At 42.5% G+C, this 21,569-nt stretch carries 11 protein-coding genes and 1 pseudogene; 3 read left to right on the forward strand and 9 right to left on the reverse strand.

Annotated features, from left to right (window positions below; all coding sequences use genetic code 11):
- The first annotated feature begins 304 nt into the window (after positions 1-304).
- The gene (locus ACLI09_RS17125) at positions 305-1,567 is read left to right on the forward strand and encodes a glycosyl hydrolase family 8 (RefSeq protein WP_411420867.1); all 1,263 of its coding nucleotides are present in this window, start codon (positions 305-307) and stop codon (positions 1,565-1,567) included.
- Between the two features lie 242 nt (positions 1,568-1,809).
- Here the strand turns inward: ACLI09_RS17125 and ACLI09_RS17130 are convergent.
- The 9 genes and pseudogenes from ACLI09_RS17130 to ACLI09_RS17170 form a co-directional block, all read right to left on the reverse strand.
- Positions 1,810-2,014 (reverse strand): annotated as a pseudogene (locus tag ACLI09_RS17130) (DNA-binding protein); the annotation flags it as partial.
- Positions 2,015-2,269: 255 nt separating this feature from the next.
- The gene (locus tag ACLI09_RS17135) at positions 2,270-3,172 is read right to left on the reverse strand and encodes a carbohydrate kinase family protein (RefSeq protein WP_411420868.1); all 903 of its coding nucleotides are present in this window, start codon (positions 3,170-3,172) and stop codon (positions 2,270-2,272) included.
- A 15-nt stretch (positions 3,173-3,187) separates the two neighbouring features.
- Positions 3,188-4,738 carry a glycoside hydrolase domain-containing protein gene (locus ACLI09_RS17140; protein ID WP_411420869.1) on the reverse strand — a complete coding sequence of 517 codons (1,551 nt, stop codon included), beginning with the start codon at positions 4,736-4,738 and terminating at the stop codon, positions 3,188-3,190.
- A 7-nt stretch (positions 4,739-4,745) separates the two neighbouring features.
- On the reverse strand, positions 4,746-6,131 hold the full coding sequence (locus tag ACLI09_RS17145; protein ID WP_411420870.1) for a DUF4960 domain-containing protein: 1,386 nt from the start codon (positions 6,129-6,131) through the stop codon (positions 4,746-4,748).
- 18 nt (positions 6,132-6,149) lie between these two features.
- Complete coding sequence (locus ACLI09_RS17150; RefSeq protein WP_411420871.1) at positions 6,150-7,844, reverse strand: RagB/SusD family nutrient uptake outer membrane protein; 1,695 nt, start codon at positions 7,842-7,844, stop codon at positions 6,150-6,152.
- Between the two features lie 11 nt (positions 7,845-7,855).
- Positions 7,856-10,954, reverse strand: a complete 3,099-nt coding sequence (locus ACLI09_RS17155; protein WP_411420872.1) for a SusC/RagA family TonB-linked outer membrane protein — start codon at positions 10,952-10,954, stop codon at positions 7,856-7,858.
- A gap of 29 nt (positions 10,955-10,983) precedes the next feature.
- On the reverse strand, positions 10,984-12,552 hold the full coding sequence (locus tag ACLI09_RS17160) for a glycoside hydrolase family 32 protein (protein WP_411420873.1): 1,569 nt from the start codon (positions 12,550-12,552) through the stop codon (positions 10,984-10,986).
- On the reverse strand, positions 12,515-13,882 hold the full coding sequence (locus ACLI09_RS17165; protein WP_411420874.1) for a sugar porter family MFS transporter: 1,368 nt from the start codon (positions 13,880-13,882) through the stop codon (positions 12,515-12,517). The genes ACLI09_RS17160 and ACLI09_RS17165 overlap by 38 nt, the downstream gene beginning before the upstream one ends.
- A 235-nt stretch (positions 13,883-14,117) precedes the next feature.
- A complete protein-coding gene (locus ACLI09_RS17170; protein WP_411420875.1) occupies positions 14,118-16,886 on the reverse strand; it encodes a substrate-binding domain-containing protein in 2,769 nt (922 codons plus the stop codon).
- 512 nt (positions 16,887-17,398) lie between these two features.
- Here ACLI09_RS17170 and ACLI09_RS17175 point away from each other — a divergent pair.
- Complete coding sequence (locus ACLI09_RS17175; RefSeq protein ID WP_411420876.1) at positions 17,399-18,592, forward strand: T9SS type A sorting domain-containing protein; 1,194 nt, start codon at positions 17,399-17,401, stop codon at positions 18,590-18,592.
- A gap of 87 nt (positions 18,593-18,679) precedes the next feature.
- Positions 18,680-20,314: a GH32 C-terminal domain-containing protein gene (locus ACLI09_RS17180; RefSeq protein WP_411420877.1), complete on the forward strand. Its 1,635-nt coding sequence runs from the start codon at positions 18,680-18,682 to the stop codon at positions 20,312-20,314.
- Positions 20,315-21,569: the final 1,255 nt, after the last annotated feature.

Consider the following 21,569-nt stretch of genomic DNA (forward strand, 5'->3'; position numbering starts at 1 on the left):
TACTGTTGTTTTTTTAGTACGCAAGCATATTTTTAATTAAATCGGTACGGCTTTTTAATTCAGCATACCTTATAAATACCAAGTTCTTATTTATCAAAAGGTTGTAACAAAATTTAGCAGCAGTATTATTTTTGGCAGGGACAATGTTACATTGCCAATGTACCGATAAGAGAAATAAGCCAGAGCACATAGCCATACAAAAGCGATAATCTGTTGTAGTGAAGTATCAGGTTAAGCGTTTAAATTGTTGGAAAAAGTGTATCTTGGCAACCAGAAAACGATTTCAGTAAACAATCATATATTTATGAAAATAGTAGTACAATCACTTACACTTATGTTTTTATTAGTGTTGTCAGCCTCATGCGGGTCAGGAAAACAAGCTGCTACAGGCATCGGGGCCGCTGCTACGGGCAAATACAACAACAAGTTAAAAGAGGTGGGCTACAGCCAAAAGGATATTGACGCTAAATTAGCTAAAACATATTATGACCTTTTTGAAGGGCCTAATAAGATATATTTTGAAGTAGGCGACTCACTGGGCTATTTATCGGATATTAAAAATCATGATGCACGCACCGAGGGGCTTTCTTATGGTATGATGATAGCCGTGCAGCTTGATAAAAAAGAGATTTTTGACAGGGTGTGGCGCTGGTCTAAAAAAAACCTCCAACACCAGCAGGGCCCGCGCAAGGGGTATTTTGGCTGGAGCTATAGTACCGATAAAATGAAACTAAACTCGCCCGGCTCCGCATCAGATGGCGAATTGTACTATATTACCAGCCTTCTTTTTGCTTCAAACCGATGGGGTAACGATACAGGTATTGACTATTATAAGGAAGCACGTTTTATATTAGACGAAATGTGGAAGAAGGATGGAACAGGAAGAATTTATAACCTTATAAATACCGAATATAAGCAGATAACATTTGTACCTGAAGGCGATGCTTATAACTGGACAGACCCTTCTTACCATGTACCGGCTTTTTATGAAGCATGGGCACTCTACGCAAAAGATGGCCACGAAGACTTTTACAGGCAATGTGCAGATAGTTCGCGGGCATTTCTTCATTTAGCGTGTAAAGCCCCTACAGCGTTAAACTATGATTATACCGAGTTTAATGGAGATGCCCATGCAACACCCTGGATGCCACCGGCGTTTAGGTACGACTCCTGGAGGGTACCCATGAATATAGCAATGGATTATACCTGGTATGGCAAAGACGCGCAGTGGCAGGAGGATTATGCTAAACGTTTTCAAAATTTCCTGCGGTCAAAAGGCATAAAGACGTATGTAGATCAATATAACCTGGATGGCACCACGCCGGAGTTTATCCTTCCGGCCGGAGATGTTAAAAAGCTGAGGCACTCAATAGGCCTGGTTGCTACAGCAGCTACTGCTTCCCTTGTTAATAAAGACCCTAACAGCGTTGATTTTATACATGAATTATGGAACGCGAAATTAGAGCCGTATGATGATGGCTACTTTGACCCATACTATGATGGCCTGATGTATATGTTTAGCCTTATGCATTTAAGCGGCAATTATAAATTGCTTACACCAAAATAAGCAGTATTGAGATTATATATACTGCATAGGGTATATACGGGGATATATAGGAAGTTGGCAATGCTATCGCTTGCGTGTAAAAAGATAAAAGCCGTAAATACTTGATATTTATGGCTTTTAATGTGTTTTAGATTGTATAGAGTTAAAAAACATGCATGAAACACGCCTGCAAAAGCTATCGCTTCACGGCTTAGAACAGTCAAACGCCTGCTTTGCCCAGGCTTAAAGATATTAGTTGAGTCACCAATTTTGCTAAACGGCAATGTGCCATTGATACGTAAATTTTGCAGTGTAACTGCTGAAATACCCCACAGCTTGCGCACTTCAAAGCCAGGCGCGCTGCTCTTCGCCACGCTTGGGTGGGAATTCCTGAAATTTGCGGATTTCTTCCAGTAAATCTTTCCTGAATCGTTCAATGTCGTCCCCTGTAATTAGCTCTACGTTCATTTTCCTTCATTTTACATTAAACAAATCCTCTTGCAGGCCATAAAAAATTGGTAGGTTTACGGCCGTTTTGATTACAAAGTAAAGGAGGCATACTATAAACAGGAGGCCATTGTGAGTTTTTGGTTACAAGCTATCGATCTGAATAAAAGATTTTATTTAATAAATCTATAATCACGGAATTGGAACATAAAAAAAAGCTGCTCTATAAAGGAGCAGCTTTTAGAGAAAACCCAAACTTTCCCTATCTAACCCAATTTAACTTATATTTATAGTCAACTCTTCAATTTGTTCATTACTAATATCTGGATTTGCCCCTGGTGAAGCCGCTACCAAAGCTCCCATAGCACAAGCATAATCCAGTGCTTTCTGGGGCGTTTCCTTAACAAGAAGTTTCATTATCAGCGTCGCCAGGAATGAGTCACCGGCACCCACGGTGTCAACCACTTTTACTACGTAGCCATTGTTGCTGTACAATTGGCCTTCCCACAATAGTATCGCACCATGCTTACCCTTAGTAACACAAATCGCTTTGGAGCCTGTTTTTTTTGCGATAAACTCCATGTTATCTTCCAAAAGGTTAGCATGAGAACCGAGTTTACCTGCAATTTCAATTAGTTCTTCGTCGTTGAACTTAATGAAATCAGCTTTTTTCATCAATTCCAAAAGGGTATCAATTTCGTAGTGTGGGGGCCTGAGATTCACATCAAAAACTTTATAGCCGTCTATTTTCAATAGCTTCAACAAACTTTCTTTCGACACTGCGTCACGGCAGGCAAGGCTTCCGTAAATCATCACATCAGCTTCTTGTACCAAATCAAAGACATTCGGTGTAAGCACGATTTTATCCCAAGCCGACGGATAACTGATTTCATAGCTGGCGCTGCCACGCTCGTTTAGGTAGACCTGTACCAGCCCGGTAGGATAACCTTCAACGGTTACAATGCCTGTAGTATCCAGGCCCTTTTCCTGCACGTAACTGATAATCTCCTTACCATCATTATCGTTTCCGATTGCACTTACCATTGCTGCTTCACAGCCTAAGCTTTGCATCCTTAAGGCCAGGTTAAGGGGAGCTCCGCCAATTTTTTTCCCGTCAGCAAATACGTCCCACAATACCTCTCCAAAAGATACTGCCTTTATTTTTCTATTATTGCTCATCAATATTAATTTAGGTTATGGTTTTTTAATTTCCAATCCACTAAAAGTGGCAGCCGCACCATCGGTAGCTATAAGTCCCCAGGCCTGTTGGTCGCGGCCGTAAATACGGTTACTTAATACCGTTTTTCCGTCTACATATACTACGCAAATACTACCATCTGCTATAACCGTAATGTTGTAAGCCGTGCCAGCCTGAATGTTAAAAGGTATGTGTGTAACTCCATCTCCGTTGCTGTTATACGCTGCTATACGGTTTTGCTGCGGCTCGAATACAATTTTATAATATGCACTGCTGCTCACGTTAAAGAAGAAACCTGCTGAACCTGAAGTATTGTTCAGGGTAATTTGTGCCGAAGTTTTCATTTTTTTACCTACTGGCTTAAACGTGGCTACAGCCTCCGCAGCAGCGGCATTTAAGCTGAATGTGTTATTAGCCTGTGTTACATTACCGGATGTATTTTGCAGGGCTATAGCCGATGATTGCATAAAGAGCTGGCTTACGGCGTCCGGTGCTTTCAGGCCAAGTGTACCGTCAGCATTCTGTATGATTTCATGTACTACAAGGTTGCCTGCCCATTCTTTACCACCCGTATCATTTTCAGGTGCTTTACGGGCTGTCCATCCAAAAGCATAGCGCTTGTTACCATCTGAAGCAGTTTTTGCAGCATAAAAATATTCACCATCAAGCTTATCGTTTGCCGGTTTTATCCAGGGGCCGTTTATAGAAGTAGCCATACGGTAGTGGGTTCCTTTGTCATTGCTCCAGTTTTCGCTGAAGGTAAGGTACCAATAATTACCCATTTTAAATATATCAGCACATTCCATCATCAGGTAATTGTCTTCAGGTGCGGTAGTATAAAAAGACCCGGCGGGTGTCCAGTTACCGCTTGCCGGGTTATCCGATGTAAATTTAAGCAGTACAGCCTTCCGTGCAGGATCGGTTTGGGTGCTTACCAGCATCCAGTATTTGCCATCATCGGGGTTCTGGAATACATGGGGGTCACGGAAGTCATAATCATAATAACCTGCCGGAGCAGTTATTTTGAAAGATGTTTGCTTAGTCCAGTGTACCCTGTCGGTACTGGTGGCTAATAATACACTCTCGCGTGGGTTATTGGCACGGAAAGCTGCGATATCATTATGCCCGGTGTAGTAAAAGTAATACGTGCCGCCTGCTTTTATGACCGATCCTGTCCCAATGCCAAAGTCAGGTTCGTCCTGCCCGCCATAGGGCACCATCTGCCCTTTATAGTCAAAATGCGCCAGGTTTGTAGTAGAATATTCATGTATATCATGAAAGCCCTTACCCGCTGGCTTGTTTATAGCGTCATGCAGAAAATATATGTGGAACGCGCCATCCTCATAAAACGGCATTGGGTCTCCGGTGTAGCCTGCACTAAAATAAGGTTCCTCGCCGCCCATCCATTGTGACGGTGGTGTAGGGTATATTGTGCTGATGGCTGTTTCCCCACCCATTATAGAACCCCCGATGTAGGTATCGTCGTCATTGCAAGAGGTTAGCGCCATAACAAATGCGGGTAAGAAGTATATATATTTAAATTTCATAGCCGTGTTAATTATTAATGAGGTAATTAATGCTGTTTAGTGTAAGGGTTTGGATATTATTTATATATCCGTTCGCCTGGCTTGGATTACCGTTAGCATCGGGCTCGTTATACCAGTCATAGGCACCCAGTGAGATTACTACTACATTTTTATCGGTATCGCCCCATTCGGCTATGACCACACGCCCATTAAGGCCGGTATCCCAAGGCTCGCTTGCAAGGTTTATACCGCCCGTTTGGCTCCTCCAGCCAGCACCATCACCATAGCCACCCCATTCTGGTAAAAACCACCAGCCGGTATGGTTAAGCCTGAACGTACCACTTTGCAGTAAATAGGCTTTGTTAGCTTCATAGGTTTCCAGGTTCTGGAAGATAGGGTGGCCTTCATGCCCCGCAAAGGTAATACCCCAAGAGTTAGCATCTACACCACCGTTAGGTGGAAAATCGCCGAATACATTGTTAGGCCCCTTTCCCGGAGGTACAATACCAAGTGCATCTACATACTGGCTGGCAAAAGTGGTAAGCAGCAGGTTGCCTCCATTAGCCTTATACGTTTGCAGGGCTGCGGTTACAGCAGGATTTAAAGCAATAGAAGGCAGGTTTTGTGCGCTGTCATAGTGCCACCATATAACATCAATTTCACTGATGTTAGCACCTGAGTTAATCTGGGCAAAAGACAAGTACTGTGCACCCTGGTAATTGTCGAAGAGCCAATCACACGCGGTTTTCTCATCCAGATTGCTTATCGCTTCGCGTGTTGCTGCAGTGCCCAGGAATGCAACGGTAAGGCCTTCTACCGGTACGCTTACCGTAGCAGTATAGTCTACAGAGCTTGTAGCCGTACTTACCGTAAATAGTACAGGATTTGTAAAATCGATGGTGCTGCCCGAACCGGGTGATATGCTTACACCTTCGCTAAGTTCTATTACGGGTTGTAGTGCCGTGAGGTCTGTACCGGCAGGCAGGGTAAGCAATATGGTATGGGAGGTATTATTTATGCTTGCCGCAATATCGTTGATTTTAAAGCTGATAATGGGCGAAGCCACTGATACGCTTACCGTATAATCTTTATAAAGATTCCCGTTTACCACCCTAAAGCTAATAGCTTGTGAAAAATTCATTACTTGGGTGAAATCTATATTGATATCGGCCCCGTCGGGTAGCCCTACAGTAGCAATCTGGCTCGTAATGTCAGTACCGTAAGGCACTACCACGTTTATAACCCCTGTGCCCTGGTTAATTTCGCCTACGGTACCCGCAATGCTAAAGGCGGTGATGCTCACGGCCGCGTTAGTATTAAATCCTGTATTATCAAAACTGTCTTCGCAGGAAAACAGTGTCACAAAAAGAAGCAGGATACCTGCTACCAAACTGGTTTTATATATTGTTTTCATAATATTAGCAATTTAGAGTTAATAACCCGGATTTTGGTGGTATACACCCTGGCTAAAGTTAATCTGCGCCAGTGGAATAGGGCAATATTCTTCTTTATTACGGTCAAAAAATGCATCGTTGTAATAAGCGCGCTTAGTCTTTTCTTCAGCATAATAGGCATTCATTACTTCGTCTGCCACGCCCCAGCGCACCAGGTCGAAGAAACGGCTGCCTTCCATGGCAAATTCCAGGCGGCGTTCCCAGCGTAAAGCCTGTCGAGCAAAGTCCTGTGTCCAGGTACAGTTCTGGCCGTTAATATAAGGGCTTATATTTGTGTTTGTAGCATATCCAGATATTAGCCCCGTACTGTTTGCCGCGCGGTTGCGCACTTCATTTATAAGTCCCAATGCTTCATCCTGCTGGCCTGTTTCAATAAGTGCCTCTGCCCTCATAAGCAGCACATCGGCATAACGGATTTGTATCCTGTTCTTGGCGTTGCCATAAAAGGGATCTATGTTTACCGTACAACCACAACCTACAGGAACGTTTTCTTTTAATGAAGCGGTATAACCATAAGTACCCGGGCTGCGTACCCACGCCTCTACATACGTAGTTTCAGGGTCATACTTCCACGGAAGACCCGGCAGGGCAACAGTGTGGTACAGCCGTGGATCTACTGTGTAATCGTTAAGGGCATGGTAATCAAGGTCAGCATCGTTATAGGTATCAAACATAGGGATACCATTGGGTGCCGTTTTATAGGCATTTACAAGATTTTGGCTCGGCTTATGGAAGTCACAGCAGCCCAGTCCCTGAGGCAGGCTCAGTACGTCGCCATAGTTCAGCCTGCCATACAGTGTACCGTCGTCTTCACTAAACTGTATAGAAAAAACACTTTCCGGCCCATTTTCATATTGGCCTGGCAGAAAGTTGTTGGCGAAATCAGGTTCCAGGCTTGCTGTACCCATTACACGGCTTGTAGCTTCAAGCACCTGCTGCATGTGCTCCTGGTTGACGCCGGTTACGTTAAAGTTGTCATCCTGGCTATAGGCCTGATAAAGGCGTACCTTGGCAAGGTAGGCATACGCGGCAGCCTTATCGGCCCTGCCTGCCTGGGTTTGGCTATCGGGCAGCAAATCCGCAGCTTCTTCAAAATTTTGCGCTATGGCTTCCCAGAGTTCCTCATTGTTTAACGCGGTATTACTAATCTGCCCATAATTTTCTACGGGAATATCCTCAGTGATATAAGGTATGTTGCGGTACAGTATCTTCAGCATGAAATAGAAATGCCCACGGATAAATTTCATTTCACCGATGCGTTGCTGTTTTAGCGGGTATTCGGCCTCATTTAGCTGTTCTAATGCCCTTAGAGCTTTATTACATCTTGAAACCCCAACATAATGTTGGTACCACAGCACATCCAATTCACCAAAATCAGGGCGGATGTTATTTGATATTTCAAAAAAGTGGAAATCCTGTATGTCGTTTGTACCGCTGCCGCCCTTGTAGGCATCATCACTTCGCACGTTGCCGTAAGGCCAAAGGCTGAAAGGGGCATCGTAGTGGTCGTTACCCAGTGCCGAATAGGCCGATGTAATAAAACCATCTACATTTTCCGGGGTTACAAGTTGCTCTTCGTTCAATACGCCACGCGGGTCATTGTCGAGAAAATCAGTACATGAGGTTATAAGCGTCAGAGCCAGCAGGCCTGCAATATATATGGTCTTTTTCATTGTCTTTTAATTTAAAGTGAAACGTTAAGCCCTACGGTAAAAGTCATAGGCAGCGGATAGCCGAAAGCCGGGCTTTCGGGGTCTACACCGGTAAACTTTTTGCTGTCAATAATCAATAAGTTTTGCCCGCTTACATAAACCCTGAAATTATCAAGGCTGTATTTTTCTGATAGCGATTTCGGCAAGGTGTATCCCAGTTGCAGTACGCGCAGTTTCAGATAGCTGCCATTTTCCACATAATAGGTACTGAAGCGGCTTTCTGCATTACGGTCAACGGTGGTAAGCGCCGGTATAGAGGAGTTCGGGTTGTCTACGCTCCAGGCATTAAGCAGGCGTGTACCTTTATTAGATCCCACATCGTCTACACTCCAGAAATCAGTTTGGTATTTTTTGCTGTTGATTACATCTATATCTCCTATACCATCCCAAAAGGTAGTAAAGTCAAAGTTCTTGTAGCTCAGTGCGACATTTATGCCGTACTGGAATCCGGGGTTCGGATTTCCTATCCAGGTGCGGTCGTTAGTATCTACTACGCCATCACCGTTCAGGTCTTTATAACGGATACGTCCCAAACCTTTGCCGGGTTGGTCGGCATGTACGTCCACTTCGTCCTGTGTGCGGAACAGGCCGTCTGCCACGTAACCATACATGGAATTTATCGGCCTGCCTAGTATGTTATCATCTAAACCATCACCACCGTAGCTGTTGCGTACTTCGACAGGCAGCCTGGTAATCTTGTTTTTGTTGGCAGAAAAGTTACCGGTAATTTCATACTTAAACCCTCCCGAAGTTTCATTGCGGTAGGTGAGTATGGCCTCCCAACCACGGTTTTCCATGCTGGCCCCATTTGCCCAGCGGTTTCCACCTTCACCGATTGCACCGAGATAAGGAGGCAGTACAAGGATGTCATCAGTTTTCTTAACGTAATAATCCACCGAACCGCTTAATTTTTGATCGAAAAAGCCAAAGTCAAAGCCTATGTCGGTTTGTGTCGTGGTTTCCCATTTCAGGTCATCATTGCCAGTTTGGGTAGCAATATAGCCTGACGGCAAAAGCCCGTTGTTATTCCCGTTAATATCATAGGCTGTACCGTAAGAGGTAGCCCATGTAGGGCTGCCGCCCGCATAGTTGGCAAGGAACAGTGAGTATACAGCCGTATTGCTTATTTCCTGGTTACCCGTCTGTCCCCAGCTGGCACGCAGTTTCAGGTCGGATACGGGCGTATTTTCAATATTTTTAAGGAATGTTTCCTCACTGATGCGCCATCCGGCAGAAACAGCAGGGAATGTACCAAAACGGTTGTTTTTCCCAAACCGTGATGAACCGTCGCGGCGTACGGTAAATGAGGCAAGGTAGCGCCCATCGTAATCATAGTCTGCTTTGCCAAAATAGGAGAGGAGCTTGTAGCGTGTAGAAGTACCGCTGGTAAATGATTCGCCTGTACCCGCATCAGGATACATATAATCGGGTGTTTCTATTATAAAGTCGTTTTTCCTTAAGGTTGTGTTGTCAAAAGTATCGCTGTACATTTCGGTACCGGCAAGCAGGTTAATATGGTTTTTGCCAATTTCAAAATTGTAGGTAGCGGTATTACTCCACGTCCATTTGTCGCTTACGCTCTGGTCAATAGTAACCGAAGTCTGGTCGTTTTGCAGGTAACCCGAACGGTAACTGCGTTGTAGTGTACGCTTGTTGTAATAACCGTAATCAATACCAAAGCTGGTTTTAACATGCAGGTTTTTAATCACTTCCAGGTCGGCATACGCGTTACCAAACAGGCGCAGGTATTTATAAGGGTTGTCTTTATTGTATTCTAAAAGGCGTACCGGGTTTTGGCGGTCGTTCATGCCACCTACCGGGCCGCCCCAGCCCTCACCATCTACAGTATGTACCGGAATAAGGGGTAATGCCCTGAGTGCAGGGTCTAATACTCCCGGGTCAGTAACTTCTTTTGTACGGTTCATCGTAAAATTTTCGCCAATGGTAAGCCTGCCGTCAAAGTATTTATACGAACTGTTCATACGGGCCGACAACCTGGTAAACTCCGTAGTTCTTACTATACCTTCATTATTATAATAATTCAGTGAAAAAAGGTAGCTTCCTTTATCCGACCCATTGGATACCGAAAGGTCATAGCTTTGCGCAATACCGGTGCGTGAAATAGCATCGTACCAATCCGTATTGGTTGATTTTATGGTTTGTGCGGCATCAAGATATTCCGGTACCAATACGTTGTTTAACGTGGGATGTCCATCTACTACACTCCAGTCAAACTGGTAGCTGAGGTTATTATTATTAGGGTCGATGCCGTCGTTTACATTAGCCTGCCATAGTGCCTGGCCGTATTGCCTGGCATTCAACACTTTTGTCCTGCGGGCATATGAAGAGAAAGAGGTATAATGGTCAAAATTGATGCGCATGCGGCCATTTTTACCTTTTTTGGTAGTTATTATGATTACACCATTGCTGGCACGCGACCCATATATACTGGCCGAAGCAGCATCTTTCAGTACCTGTATGGTTTCGATATCGTTTGGATTTAGTTCGTGCATACCCGATTTTGTAGGCACACCGTCAATAACTAAGAGTGGGGCAGTGTTGTTTAATGTACCCACACCTCGGATAACAATACCTGTGTTACCACCGCTGGGGGAGCCGTCAGTACTTACGCGTACACCCGGTACACGACCCTGTAGCGATTGCACTACGTTAGGTTGTTTTTGCTTAGAGGCTTCTTCCATATCTACAACGGCAACGGCACCGGTAATGTCTGCTTTTTTCTGGCTGGAGTAGCCAGTAACTACTACAGTTTCCAGTTCCGTTTGGTCCGGTTTCAGGGTAATGCTGATTTGCGGGGCGGCTGCAATCGTTTGCGATTGAAAGCCCATAAAACTTATACTAAGCTGGCCTGAAGCCGGAACGTTGGTAAGGGTAAAACTACCATCAATATCAGTAACAGTTGAAATAGTAGTGCCTGTTATGATCACCGAGGCACCCGGCAGCGGAAGGTTATCTTCCCCTGAAAGTACCGTTCCTTTTACTTCTATGTCCTGCGCTGAGGCCAGCAAAGGGAAAAGGAGGCACAAAAAAAAGATAATTTTAGATTTCATACTTCAGTTTGGTTATTAAGGTTAGGTATTTAGTTAAAATTAAGCTGGTTGACCGTAAGGTTTTCAATATCAAATTTTTGCCCGCCCTTGATACTAAGGGATGTAAAAGGGCTTTTAGTGTAAAATATTTCGGTAAGGGCCATTTCGCCATCATTGTAGAATAGCTCAATGGACGTTTTATCAAGGAGGAACCTGAGTTTTACCTGCTTTTGCGTACCGGACAATTTCGCTTTCGATACCGCAGCCGTAAACTTGTGGAAACTTGTCGCATTGCTTGATTTGGAACGGTCAATAAAAAGCTCTCCAGTAGTGTTGTCAAGACCAAAGTGGAGTTCGTCGCCATTGGCATTAGAAAGTACCAATGTGTACGTTTCTTTTTTCAGCCCCTTCAGGTTCAGGCTGATATCAGCTTGTGTAAGGTCAGTTTTACCTTCTGCTACTAATACTGCATTTTGTTTTACCGAAATCTTTTTCTGTACATCGGTTTTGGCAATATAATTCTGGAGGTTCTTTACAGGCAACGTATTGAGCCTGTAGCCATTGGCATCTTTCACTAATTCCAGCTCCCTTACGGCGGTATTTGCGCCCCGCCATGTTTGTGTGGGTACAACATTGGCATAATCCCAGTTAGACATCCAGCCAATAAAATACCGTTTGTACCGTTCATCAGGCGTTCCTCCCCAGGTTACACCGGCGTAATTATCTCGCCCGGAGTCAATCCATACAGCTTTTTCTTTTTCAAGTTTTTGGGAAAAGGTTTTGTCAAGGGTAAAATTTGTACCGTCAAAATCGCCTATAAAATACTGCGTACCGCTACCACCATTGGCACCTCCGGGGTTCAGGCTCTGTACCAATACCCATTTTACTTCTTCGCTACCTTTTACTTTTAATGGAAAAAAGTCCGGGCATTCCCACACACCGCCATGCGCACCAATACCTACCCCAAAATCCGAAAGGTATTTCCAGTCCCTGAGGTTGTCAGAGGTATAAAACTGTGCCCTGTCCTGTGCTGCCAGTACAAGAATCCATCGGTTGTTTACCCAGTCGCGGTTTACCTTGGGGTCGCGAAAATCGCGTATGCCCGGATTTTTAATTACAGGGTTCCCGTGGTCGTATTTTATCCAGGTTTGCCCATTGTCAAGCGAGTAGGCAAGGCCCTGGGATTCCACATCAATCTGGCCTGCTTTTTCCTTTACCGGGTCGTGGTAGGTAAAAATGGCTATTGCCGGTGCTTTGCCGCCCTCTCCAAACCCGCTGGTATTTTGGGCATCGTAAGCGGCACTACCAGAAAATATGTAACCAAAACGGTCTGGGTAGAGGGCTATGGGCTGTTCTTGCCATTTTACAAGGTCTTTACTTGTGGCATGCCCCCAGTGCATAGGCCCCCAGGTATTGCCATACGGCCAGTATTGAAAATACAGGTGGTAAACCCCCTCGGCATAAAAAAGGCCGTTAGGGTCGTTCATCCAGTTGTTCTTTGGCGTAAAATGGAAGTTCGGCCTGTAACTGGTTTCTTCATTATTGGCCTGTTGTGCGGTTATGCTGCCTGTAAGGCACAGGCTAGTCAGCCCGCAGAGCAGAAGTTTTTTCGTATTCATTTTTTTGAATTTGTCGTTTTTTATCATTGGTAAGTTCCCCGCTAAGCTCTTCAAGTGATTTTCCTTTTGTTTCCGGCATAAGGAACATTACAAACAGCAGCTGGAATACCATCATTACAGTAAATATCAGGAAAACTATTGCAGGCCCTATAGTCGTAAAAAGTATCGGTACCAAAGAAGGGATTATCGCCGCCAGTACCCAATGTACTGAACTGCCGAATGCCTGACCGGAGGCGCGTATGTGGTTAGGGAAAATTTCGGAAATAAATACCCATATCACGGCACCCTGCCCGATAGCGTGTGCGGCTATAAAAAGGAACAGGAAACCGGGTACTGACATTCCGCCCCAGCCAAAATAAAATGCGGCAGTTACCAGCCCAAGGGAAATTATATAGCCTACAGAGCCAATGTACATAAGAAGCCTGCGTCCAAATTTGTCTATGAGGGCTACACCGATTAAGGTAAATAAAAGGTTAGTAATGCCAATGCCTATACTGCTTAAAAGCGCGGTGCTGTCTCCCAGGCCGGCTTCTTTAAAAATACGGGGGGCATAGTATAAAAACGCATTGATGCCCGAAAACTGGTTGAAGAATGCTATAAGGAATGCAAGTACTACCGGGAAACGGTATTTTTTAGAAAACAATGTTTCATTTGCCGCATCTTTTTCCTGGTTTTGTTCCAGCATCAGCGCTTCTATATTTGCCTTAGGATCTATTAACACCAATACCTTACGTGCTTCTTCATACCTGAACTTAGAAAGTAACCAGCGCGGGCTTTTAGGAACGGTAAGCATGAGCCCTGTATAGATAGCGGCCGGTATCGCCTGTATCCCCAGCATCCAGCGCCATGCATTCTCTCCAATATCTTTAAGGAAATAATTAGATACAAATGCAATTAGGATACCCAGTACAATATTAAACTGGTACAAAGCTACAAGGCGGCCCCTTTTTTCTGCCGGGGCAATTTCAGATACATAAGCAGGCGCGGCAATGGTAGAGGCACCTACACCGAGGCCACCAATGAAACGGAATAGTGCAAATACATAAGGGTCGTTTGCCATGGCTGAGCCTATAGCAGATATAAAATATAATACACCAATCCACAGCAGCGTGTTTTTACGCCCGATGGCATTGGTGGGGATGCCACCGAAAATCGCTCCCACTACGGTTCCCCATAAAGCCATGCCCATAACAACAGATCCATGGAAGGCATCTGATGAATGCCATAACTTTTGTAATTGCTGATCGGCGCCGGAGATCACTACTGTATCGAAACCGAAAAGAAAACCTGCCAGGGCAGCAATAACCGACCAGATAATAATTTTGTTCATTGGTTGAAAATTTAATTAATCTGATGGCTAAAGTAGTGTGAAATCCCAATGTGCATTTTTGTTGATGTTACAATGATGTAACGCCTACTTGAAAATATTTTTAATTTTGGTTTAAGATTCTGAAAAACAGTTTTTTAATTTAGTGAAAACCTTTTCTTCTATATCGTTTTAGGTATTAAATTGTTTCATGAAAATCAAAAATGTTACTTGCTTTTTTGTTTTATATCGCTCCTGATTATCCTGTTATTTTGAAATCTTTAGGTGTTATGCCGTATTTGTTTTTGAATGCAGTCGAAAAGTAATTAGGTGATGAATATCCCAGGGCATAAGCAACCTCACTCACGTTCATATTCCCTCCCTTTAGCATTTCGGATGCGCGTTCCAATTTGATATTATTTATGTGGTCGCTGATATTAATACCTAAAATTGCTTTTACCTTACGGTACAGCTGTACCCGCGACACCAGCATTTTTTCTGCAAGCTCCTCTACCGAAAATTTTGGGTCTTCCAGGTTTTTAGCAATTATAGTGTTCATCTTTGCTATAAAATCCTGTTCCTGGTTCCCGAACCGGGTCTCCGGGTTTACTTTATAAATATTATTAGTGTAGTAATAGCGTAACTTTTCCCGGTTGAATAAAAGATTTTCAAGGCTGCGCTGCAGTACTGCGAGGCTAAACGGTTTGGTAAGGTAGGCGTCTACACCGGCCTGTAACCCTTTCAGCAGTGATTCCTTATTGCTCAAAGCAGTAAGCATTAACAGTGGGATGTGGGAGGTGCGCAGGTCTTTTTTTAAAATGCGGCTTATTTCAAATCCATCCGTGCCTTTCAGGTTAATGTCGCAGATAATAATATCGGGGATGTTTTGAAGCGCAGAGGAAACAGCATCGGTGCCGTCGCTTGTTGTTACGTTGTAATCCGCACCCAGTTTATTTCCGAGAAAATTAACCAGGTCCGGATGGTCTTCAATAATAAGAAGGCTGTACCTTTCGTCATTAGCGCGCTTTTGCATGGACATAGTTGGTTCCGTTTCAGATATAAGAAAGTCCTGAATTTTAAGAAGCCCGGCTTTTACATCTTCATCCTCCCGGTTAATCTCCGTAACCAGCAGATGGTTAGTGCCTTTTTGTAATGACAGGATAAACTCTGTACCATGGAGGGATTTTACTTCGAGTTCCCCCTTATGCAGGGTAACAAATTCCCGGGCAATGTTTAGCCCTATCCCGGAACTGTTTTTCGTATTGTTAGAGGCTTTAAAGAATGGGTTAAACACCTGTGGCAATTCTGATTCGGGTATCCCAATGCCGGAATCCCGGAATATGATTTTTACATGGGATGCCGTTTCTTTGATAACAATTTTAATTTTACCGTTATCAGGGGTGAACTTAAAAGCATTTGAAAGTAAATTAAAGTACACTTTGTCAATCATGCCACGGTCTATAAAAACATCAGTTCCCCTGTTGTCGCAGGCTACAATAAATTCTATGTTACGACGTACTGCTTCTGCTTTAAAATTCGCCATAAGTGCTAAAGTGAAATCATAAATATTTGTACGCGATGCCAAAAGGGTAAATTTACGTTCCTCAATTTTCCTGAAGTCAAGCAACTGGTTAATAAGCCGCAACAGCCGGTTAGAGTTGGTATAAATGAGTTTCATTTCTTCCATAAGTTTGGTGCCTTTAACCTTTTCATTTTCAATGAGCGATTCAGCATAGCTGATAATAAGTGTTAAAGGCGTTTTAAACTCATGGCTTAGCCCTGTAAAAAAGCTGAATTTTGCCTCATTATTCCTACGGGCTTCTTCTGCCATTGTTTCGAGCTCATTTTTCTGACGTGTCACGGTTTGGTTAAAACCTTCAAGCTGTTGTTTCTTCTTCTTTAGTGAAATAGTACTGTAAACACTGTATAAGGCCAACGCCAATATGGTTACCAGGAAAAAAGACAGTAAACGAACCAGATGCTTTTGAGAACTGAATTCTTCCTCCTGTACCTTTATTGCATTAAGCTGGCCTTCTATAACTTTTTGCTGTTGGTCTACCTTATCCATCTGGTTTTCGATGATTTCCGCATTGTTGCGGTCTACCACAATCGTATTGAGGATATTATTTTTTGCAAAAGGCTCGCGGTTGTATATGGTGATGGCCAGTTTTATGGCTTCGTTACCGCCGTTAGGATATAAGATGGTAGCAGACAATGCACCGTTTTTTACCAGTTCGATACCTCCGTTTGGCGTGTTAAGGGCATCAACCCCAATAATTTTAATCTTTTTTTCCATGCCCATTTCCTTGGTAGCTTCCCAGGCGCCAAGCGCCATACGGTCGTTATGCGAGAAAATGTAATCAATCTCTTTCTGCTTTTTCAACAGTTGTTTTAACTGGCTCTTTGCAGAGGGCAACTCCCAGTCGCCACTAATCTTCTGGATTATTTTCAACCTTGGGTTCAGGTCTGTCATTTGCGTGAAACCAAGGCTGCGCTCATAAGCAGGTGAAGAAGCATGTGCACCGGTTATCTCTACGATATTTACATCACCGGTAGTATTCGCCAATATGTATTTAGCAGCATTACGCCCTACTTCGATATTGTCAGCACCAATAAAAGCTGTAAAATCCTCATTATCAGTTTTACGATCTATAGCTATTACAGGTATGCCACTATTAAGCGCCTTTTTTATTACCGCATCCAGTGGTTGTGCTTCAATAGGTGATACAAGTAATATGTCTACTTTGTCGGATATCAGTTTTTCAATATCCGAAATTTGTTGCGCTACACTGTTTTGTGCGTCTTTTATCATCAATTCGGTTTCAGGGTGCAGTGAGGCCTCCACAATCATAGACTGGTTCATTTGCCTGCGCCATTCGTCTGTGGTCATTGCCTGTGAAAAACCTATTCGTATTTTTTTTTCCTCAGCCTTTTTTGTACAGGCGGCAGCAAGCATTAAAAGCCCGGAGGCGAACACAAGAATTATTGCTTTAAAGTATTGCCGTAATGTCAGATATAATTTGGGCATAAGAAATATAGAATTAGATAAAGGAAAAATAGCTAGTAATACAAAAATACAGGTATTTTTTTCTCAAATTCTAAATTTAAAGTTGACTTGTTGTATTTAAATAGAATTTATTTAAGTTTACACTATAACGTTTTCCTCCGGATGTAACATTCGTATATATTGCTGTTACATAACATTAACTATTTCGATTTCGATAATTGTATACTGTTTTTAAAATGCTGACAGTTAGATTTTTAAAATTAACCGCTGCACTTAGTCTTAAAAACGAAGTTTTTGTAAAAAAAACAAATCATACTACCAGGATTCTCATCCTACATTGCATTTAGTTTTAACTGTACAAGGTAAACAGATAGTATTCTTTATTATGGCTGTTCATCACTTTTACTTACTGACTACCCTTTGTGTCGAAGTACCACCCAACAATATATGATATTGGCTTTTTGCTTAATGCTCTTAACCTAACATCCATTTAAATAGGCATATATATTAATCTTTAAATTCAAATTTCTTTAATGATGAAAAAATTACTTTTATTTTTTGCAATAATGCTGGCATCTATTGCCAAGGCACAATTTCCTTCAGTGGGTATACTGGGTACAGCTACTACATTAGGATGGAGCGGTACGCAGCCCGATATTGCCATGAGCACTACCGATGGGATTCATTATGCTTTAGGCAACATGCCTTTGTACACCGGTGGGATTAAATTCCGCCAGGACAACAGCTGGCCGCTCAATTGGGGAAATACAGACTGGCCAAGCGGTGTTGGGGTTCAGGATCAGGGCGGAATGGACATTCCTGTACAGGTGGGGGTTTATGACATCAGTTTTAACCTGGAAACCAAAGCGTATGATTTTGTATATAAATTTCCGGTAATCGGCGTGCGTGGCGCTGCAACTTCTGTAGACTGGGGCAGTGTTGATGGCGATATATTATTCGATACCTCAGATGGTGTTACCTACTCTTACCATAACCTCTCCCTTACCACAGCCGGACTTAAATTCCGTCAGGATAATGACTGGCCAAATAACTGGGGAGGTGACGGCTGGCCTTCTGGTACAGGTATTTTTAACCAGGACGGGGTAGATATACAGGCAGTTGAGGGAAGCTATGATGTAACCTTTAACCGGACTACACTTGAATATGACTTTGTGCAGATTTTTCCTTCGGTAGGTATACTTGGAAGTGCCACCACGGCAGGTTGGGATGGACCGGACATCGACATGCAGACTACGGACGGGGTGGTTTATACTTTAGAAAATATAACCCTTACTGACGGTGGATTAAAATTCAGGCTTGATGACCAGTGGCCTGATAACTGGGGCGGTACAGGCTGGCCCTCGGGAACCGGTATCTTTAATCAAAATGGCGTTGACATCCCCTGCCAGGCTGGTGTCTACAACATTACCTTCAACCTAACCACATTGGCCTACAGTTTTGAAGAAGTGGTGGCAGGAACCTATAACGTTCATGCTTTAGCTATTTCGCTTTATCCCAATCCTGCATCAGATGCTATAAACTTTTCTTTTAATTCAACCAATACATTTTCTGTTGCTTTCTACGACATAAATGGCAGAAACATCTTGAGCTTTGAGGCAGTAAATCCAGATATTGCGCTGGATATTTCCGGTTTTGCCCCAGGGGTATACTTTGCAAAGGTAGCCACACCGGCCGCGTTGTATAACCTTCAATTTATCAAAAAGTAATGCATTGGCCTTTTTGATAGTTTTTTTATAGGCCTGTACCATAGAGGGTGCAGGTCTTTTTTATGCTTATAACCAAACCTTATTTATATGAAACGTAATTATGCACGCTTTAAGGCCTTTTTGATAGGCCTTACTATATTGCCCATGCTACTTGGCTGTAGCGAAGAGGTTGTTATGGAAGAGGTTGCCCCTTTGGCCCGTGCCCTTAAAATTGCTGCGTTGAATTGTACGCCACAGGCAGAACAAACCGACTACAGTGTTTACCGGATGGTATCGGACGGTACACGGATTGGTGATGTAATGCCTTACTATAATGCAGCCGACGGCAATTTTTATATTTACTACCTTAAAGACATTTGGAATGATGCTACCCACAAGCGTCATCCCTGGTATGGATTTAAAACGACAGATTTCTATACCTATTCCCAGCTTTCGGCAGGGGAGATTTTGAGCTGTAGTAGTGATGCCTGCAAACAAAATTATGCTTTGGGCACAGGCAATATTGTTAAAAACGGGAGTACCTATTATGCTTTCTATACGGGGCATAACCCTAATTATCCATCTGTCTGTGTTACAAAAAAAGAGGGTATCATGCTGGCAACGTCGAGTAACCTGAATACCAATTTCACACACAATGCTTCATTTGGCACGATATATCCCCCCACAGGCCAGGGATTTGATGAAAGCGAGAATTTCCGGGATCCGTATGTTTTTTACGACACTGGTTCTGCATCTTATATCATGTTGGTATCCGCCCGCAAAAATGTCAGTGGGACCTGGAAAGGTGTAATTGTAAAATACACTTCATCCAACCTTACTGCCTGGAGCTATTCAGGTGTGCTATATGATGGGGGAAATGACAATTTCTTTATGATGGAAACTCCGGAAATTTTTAAGTTGGGCAGCACATATTACCTGCTTTTCTCAGACATTAACAGTAAGTATGTATGCTACCGAAAAAGCAGCTCTGTTAATGGTCCCTGGAACCTGCCTACAGGATTAAGCCGTTTTGAGGGTCAGGGGCTTTACGCAGCTAAAACGGCCTCTGATGGTAGTGATCGCTATATTTTTGGATGGACAAGTATACTCTCCGGCCACACAGATTCAGGTTCGTGGAGCTGGGGTGGTAACCTGGCTGTGCATAAGATTTACCAAAAGGCCAATGGAGACCTTGCCGTCGCTATACCGCACACCCTGAAGAACAAAATGGAAACTAATAATTATACCCCCGTACAAAGCAGCCAATGGGGTAACGTAACTGCGTTAGGTGGCGGGCTTTCATATCAATTGTCAAGCCCGGCAGCACTTGATGTAACAAATATTATTTATGACCCTATTGACCTTGCGCGTTATAAAATAAGTGCCACGGTATCATACAGCAGTTGCAATAAAGACTTTGGTTTTATGATAGGGTCCTGTGACGGTTATGAAAATTTTTATAGCCTTCGTTTTGTACCTTCACAAAACCGTTTCAGCCTTGATAAAACGAATCGCTCATCGCTGACCACTACCACAGTTGCATATAATGATGTTCCCATATCATTGCAAGCAAATACAGCTTATGACGTGCAGGTTGTTATTGAAAACTCAATGCTGGTTGCCTACATTAATAATGAAGTAGCGTTAAGCAGCAGGGTTTATAAAGCAAGTAACACCAATTGGGGCATTTTTGCGGATAACAGCACAGCATCCTTTGTAAATATTAAGGTAACTAAGCCTTGATTTAATATTATTTTGATAGGGAAGCCTGCCTTTTTGTTGAAGCAGGCTTCATCTTTTAAATCAGAAATAATTATCCGTATCATAATATTAATGCTATTTCTTAAGTGTGAGAATAGTCTTAGAAAACATTTGGCTGTTTTAGACCAGTACTCATAAATAACTTCTAATTGTATTTTACTTTTCAGATTGATTTATTACAGTATATATCTTTTGCTTGTCAAGTAAAGCCCTGTATTTAGTTGTAGGATTGATTTTATTAGCAGGAAAATAACTTCTTAGAGTTTGTATGCTAATTTCTTCATCACCATGCTGGAAGTAACGGGATATCATTTTAACCCAAACTATTCAGTTGATAGGCGTAAAAGACATAAATAGTCTTTGTTTGGAAGCCGAAGTTCCGCAATCTGCTGTATTATATCCATTAAGGTGTAAAGATATATTTACAGTAATGTGAATTTTCTGGTCTGTCTAGAAAACTTTTAATGCTGTTTACGCACGGATTGCTCATATTTTAATATGGTTTATTTTGATATCTGACACAAAATAAAAAACCGTAAATACTTGATATTTACGGTTTTTAGTACATTTTAGTTTCTGTACTGGTCGGGGTGGCAGGACGATGCCTACTCTCCGCAAATATCTTAATATCAAATATTTGATAATCCCTTTTGAAATCCGCTCACCGTTTTGCTCACATTTAAGCTATTCGGTAACGGGTGCAAATATAGACCTTTTTACCATAAAATAAAGCATTAAATGGAAATTTTGCCTTAATTCGCGACATGCCTTAATTTTTGTAATTTTTCATGTTGCTCTATACTCATACATTAATCACCCTACCGCCCTCATATTCTGCTACCATAATGCCATCTTTACTGTAAACTAATGGTTGTCGTTTGTTAAAAAGAGTTCGTATAGTATTTTCAGCGATGTCTAGTTTTCAAACTTCTTTTTCATCTTAAAGAATCTTTTATCATTCTACTTTTTATTCATTTACTAGCTTTTAAAGCATATATTTACTATATGAGTTAATTGAATAAAACTGCTCGGATATTGCTAATATTTCTGTATAAAATTTTCTGTGTCAATTTCGATGAATACACAAGATAAATCAGAAGATTTACTACTTTAGTGCTTTTTTAATTATTAGTCATTTACTGTAATTAAGTAAAATAAATGCAGACATAATATACATTTAGGGGTAACCTTTTTGTGTATACAGTAAATTTTAAATCTTTCGGGCAATACCTATGAC

It is taken from the genome of Flavobacterium sp. RHBU_24, from assembly GCF_046613695.1.
GTDB lineage: Bacteria > Bacteroidota > Bacteroidia > Flavobacteriales > Flavobacteriaceae > Flavobacterium.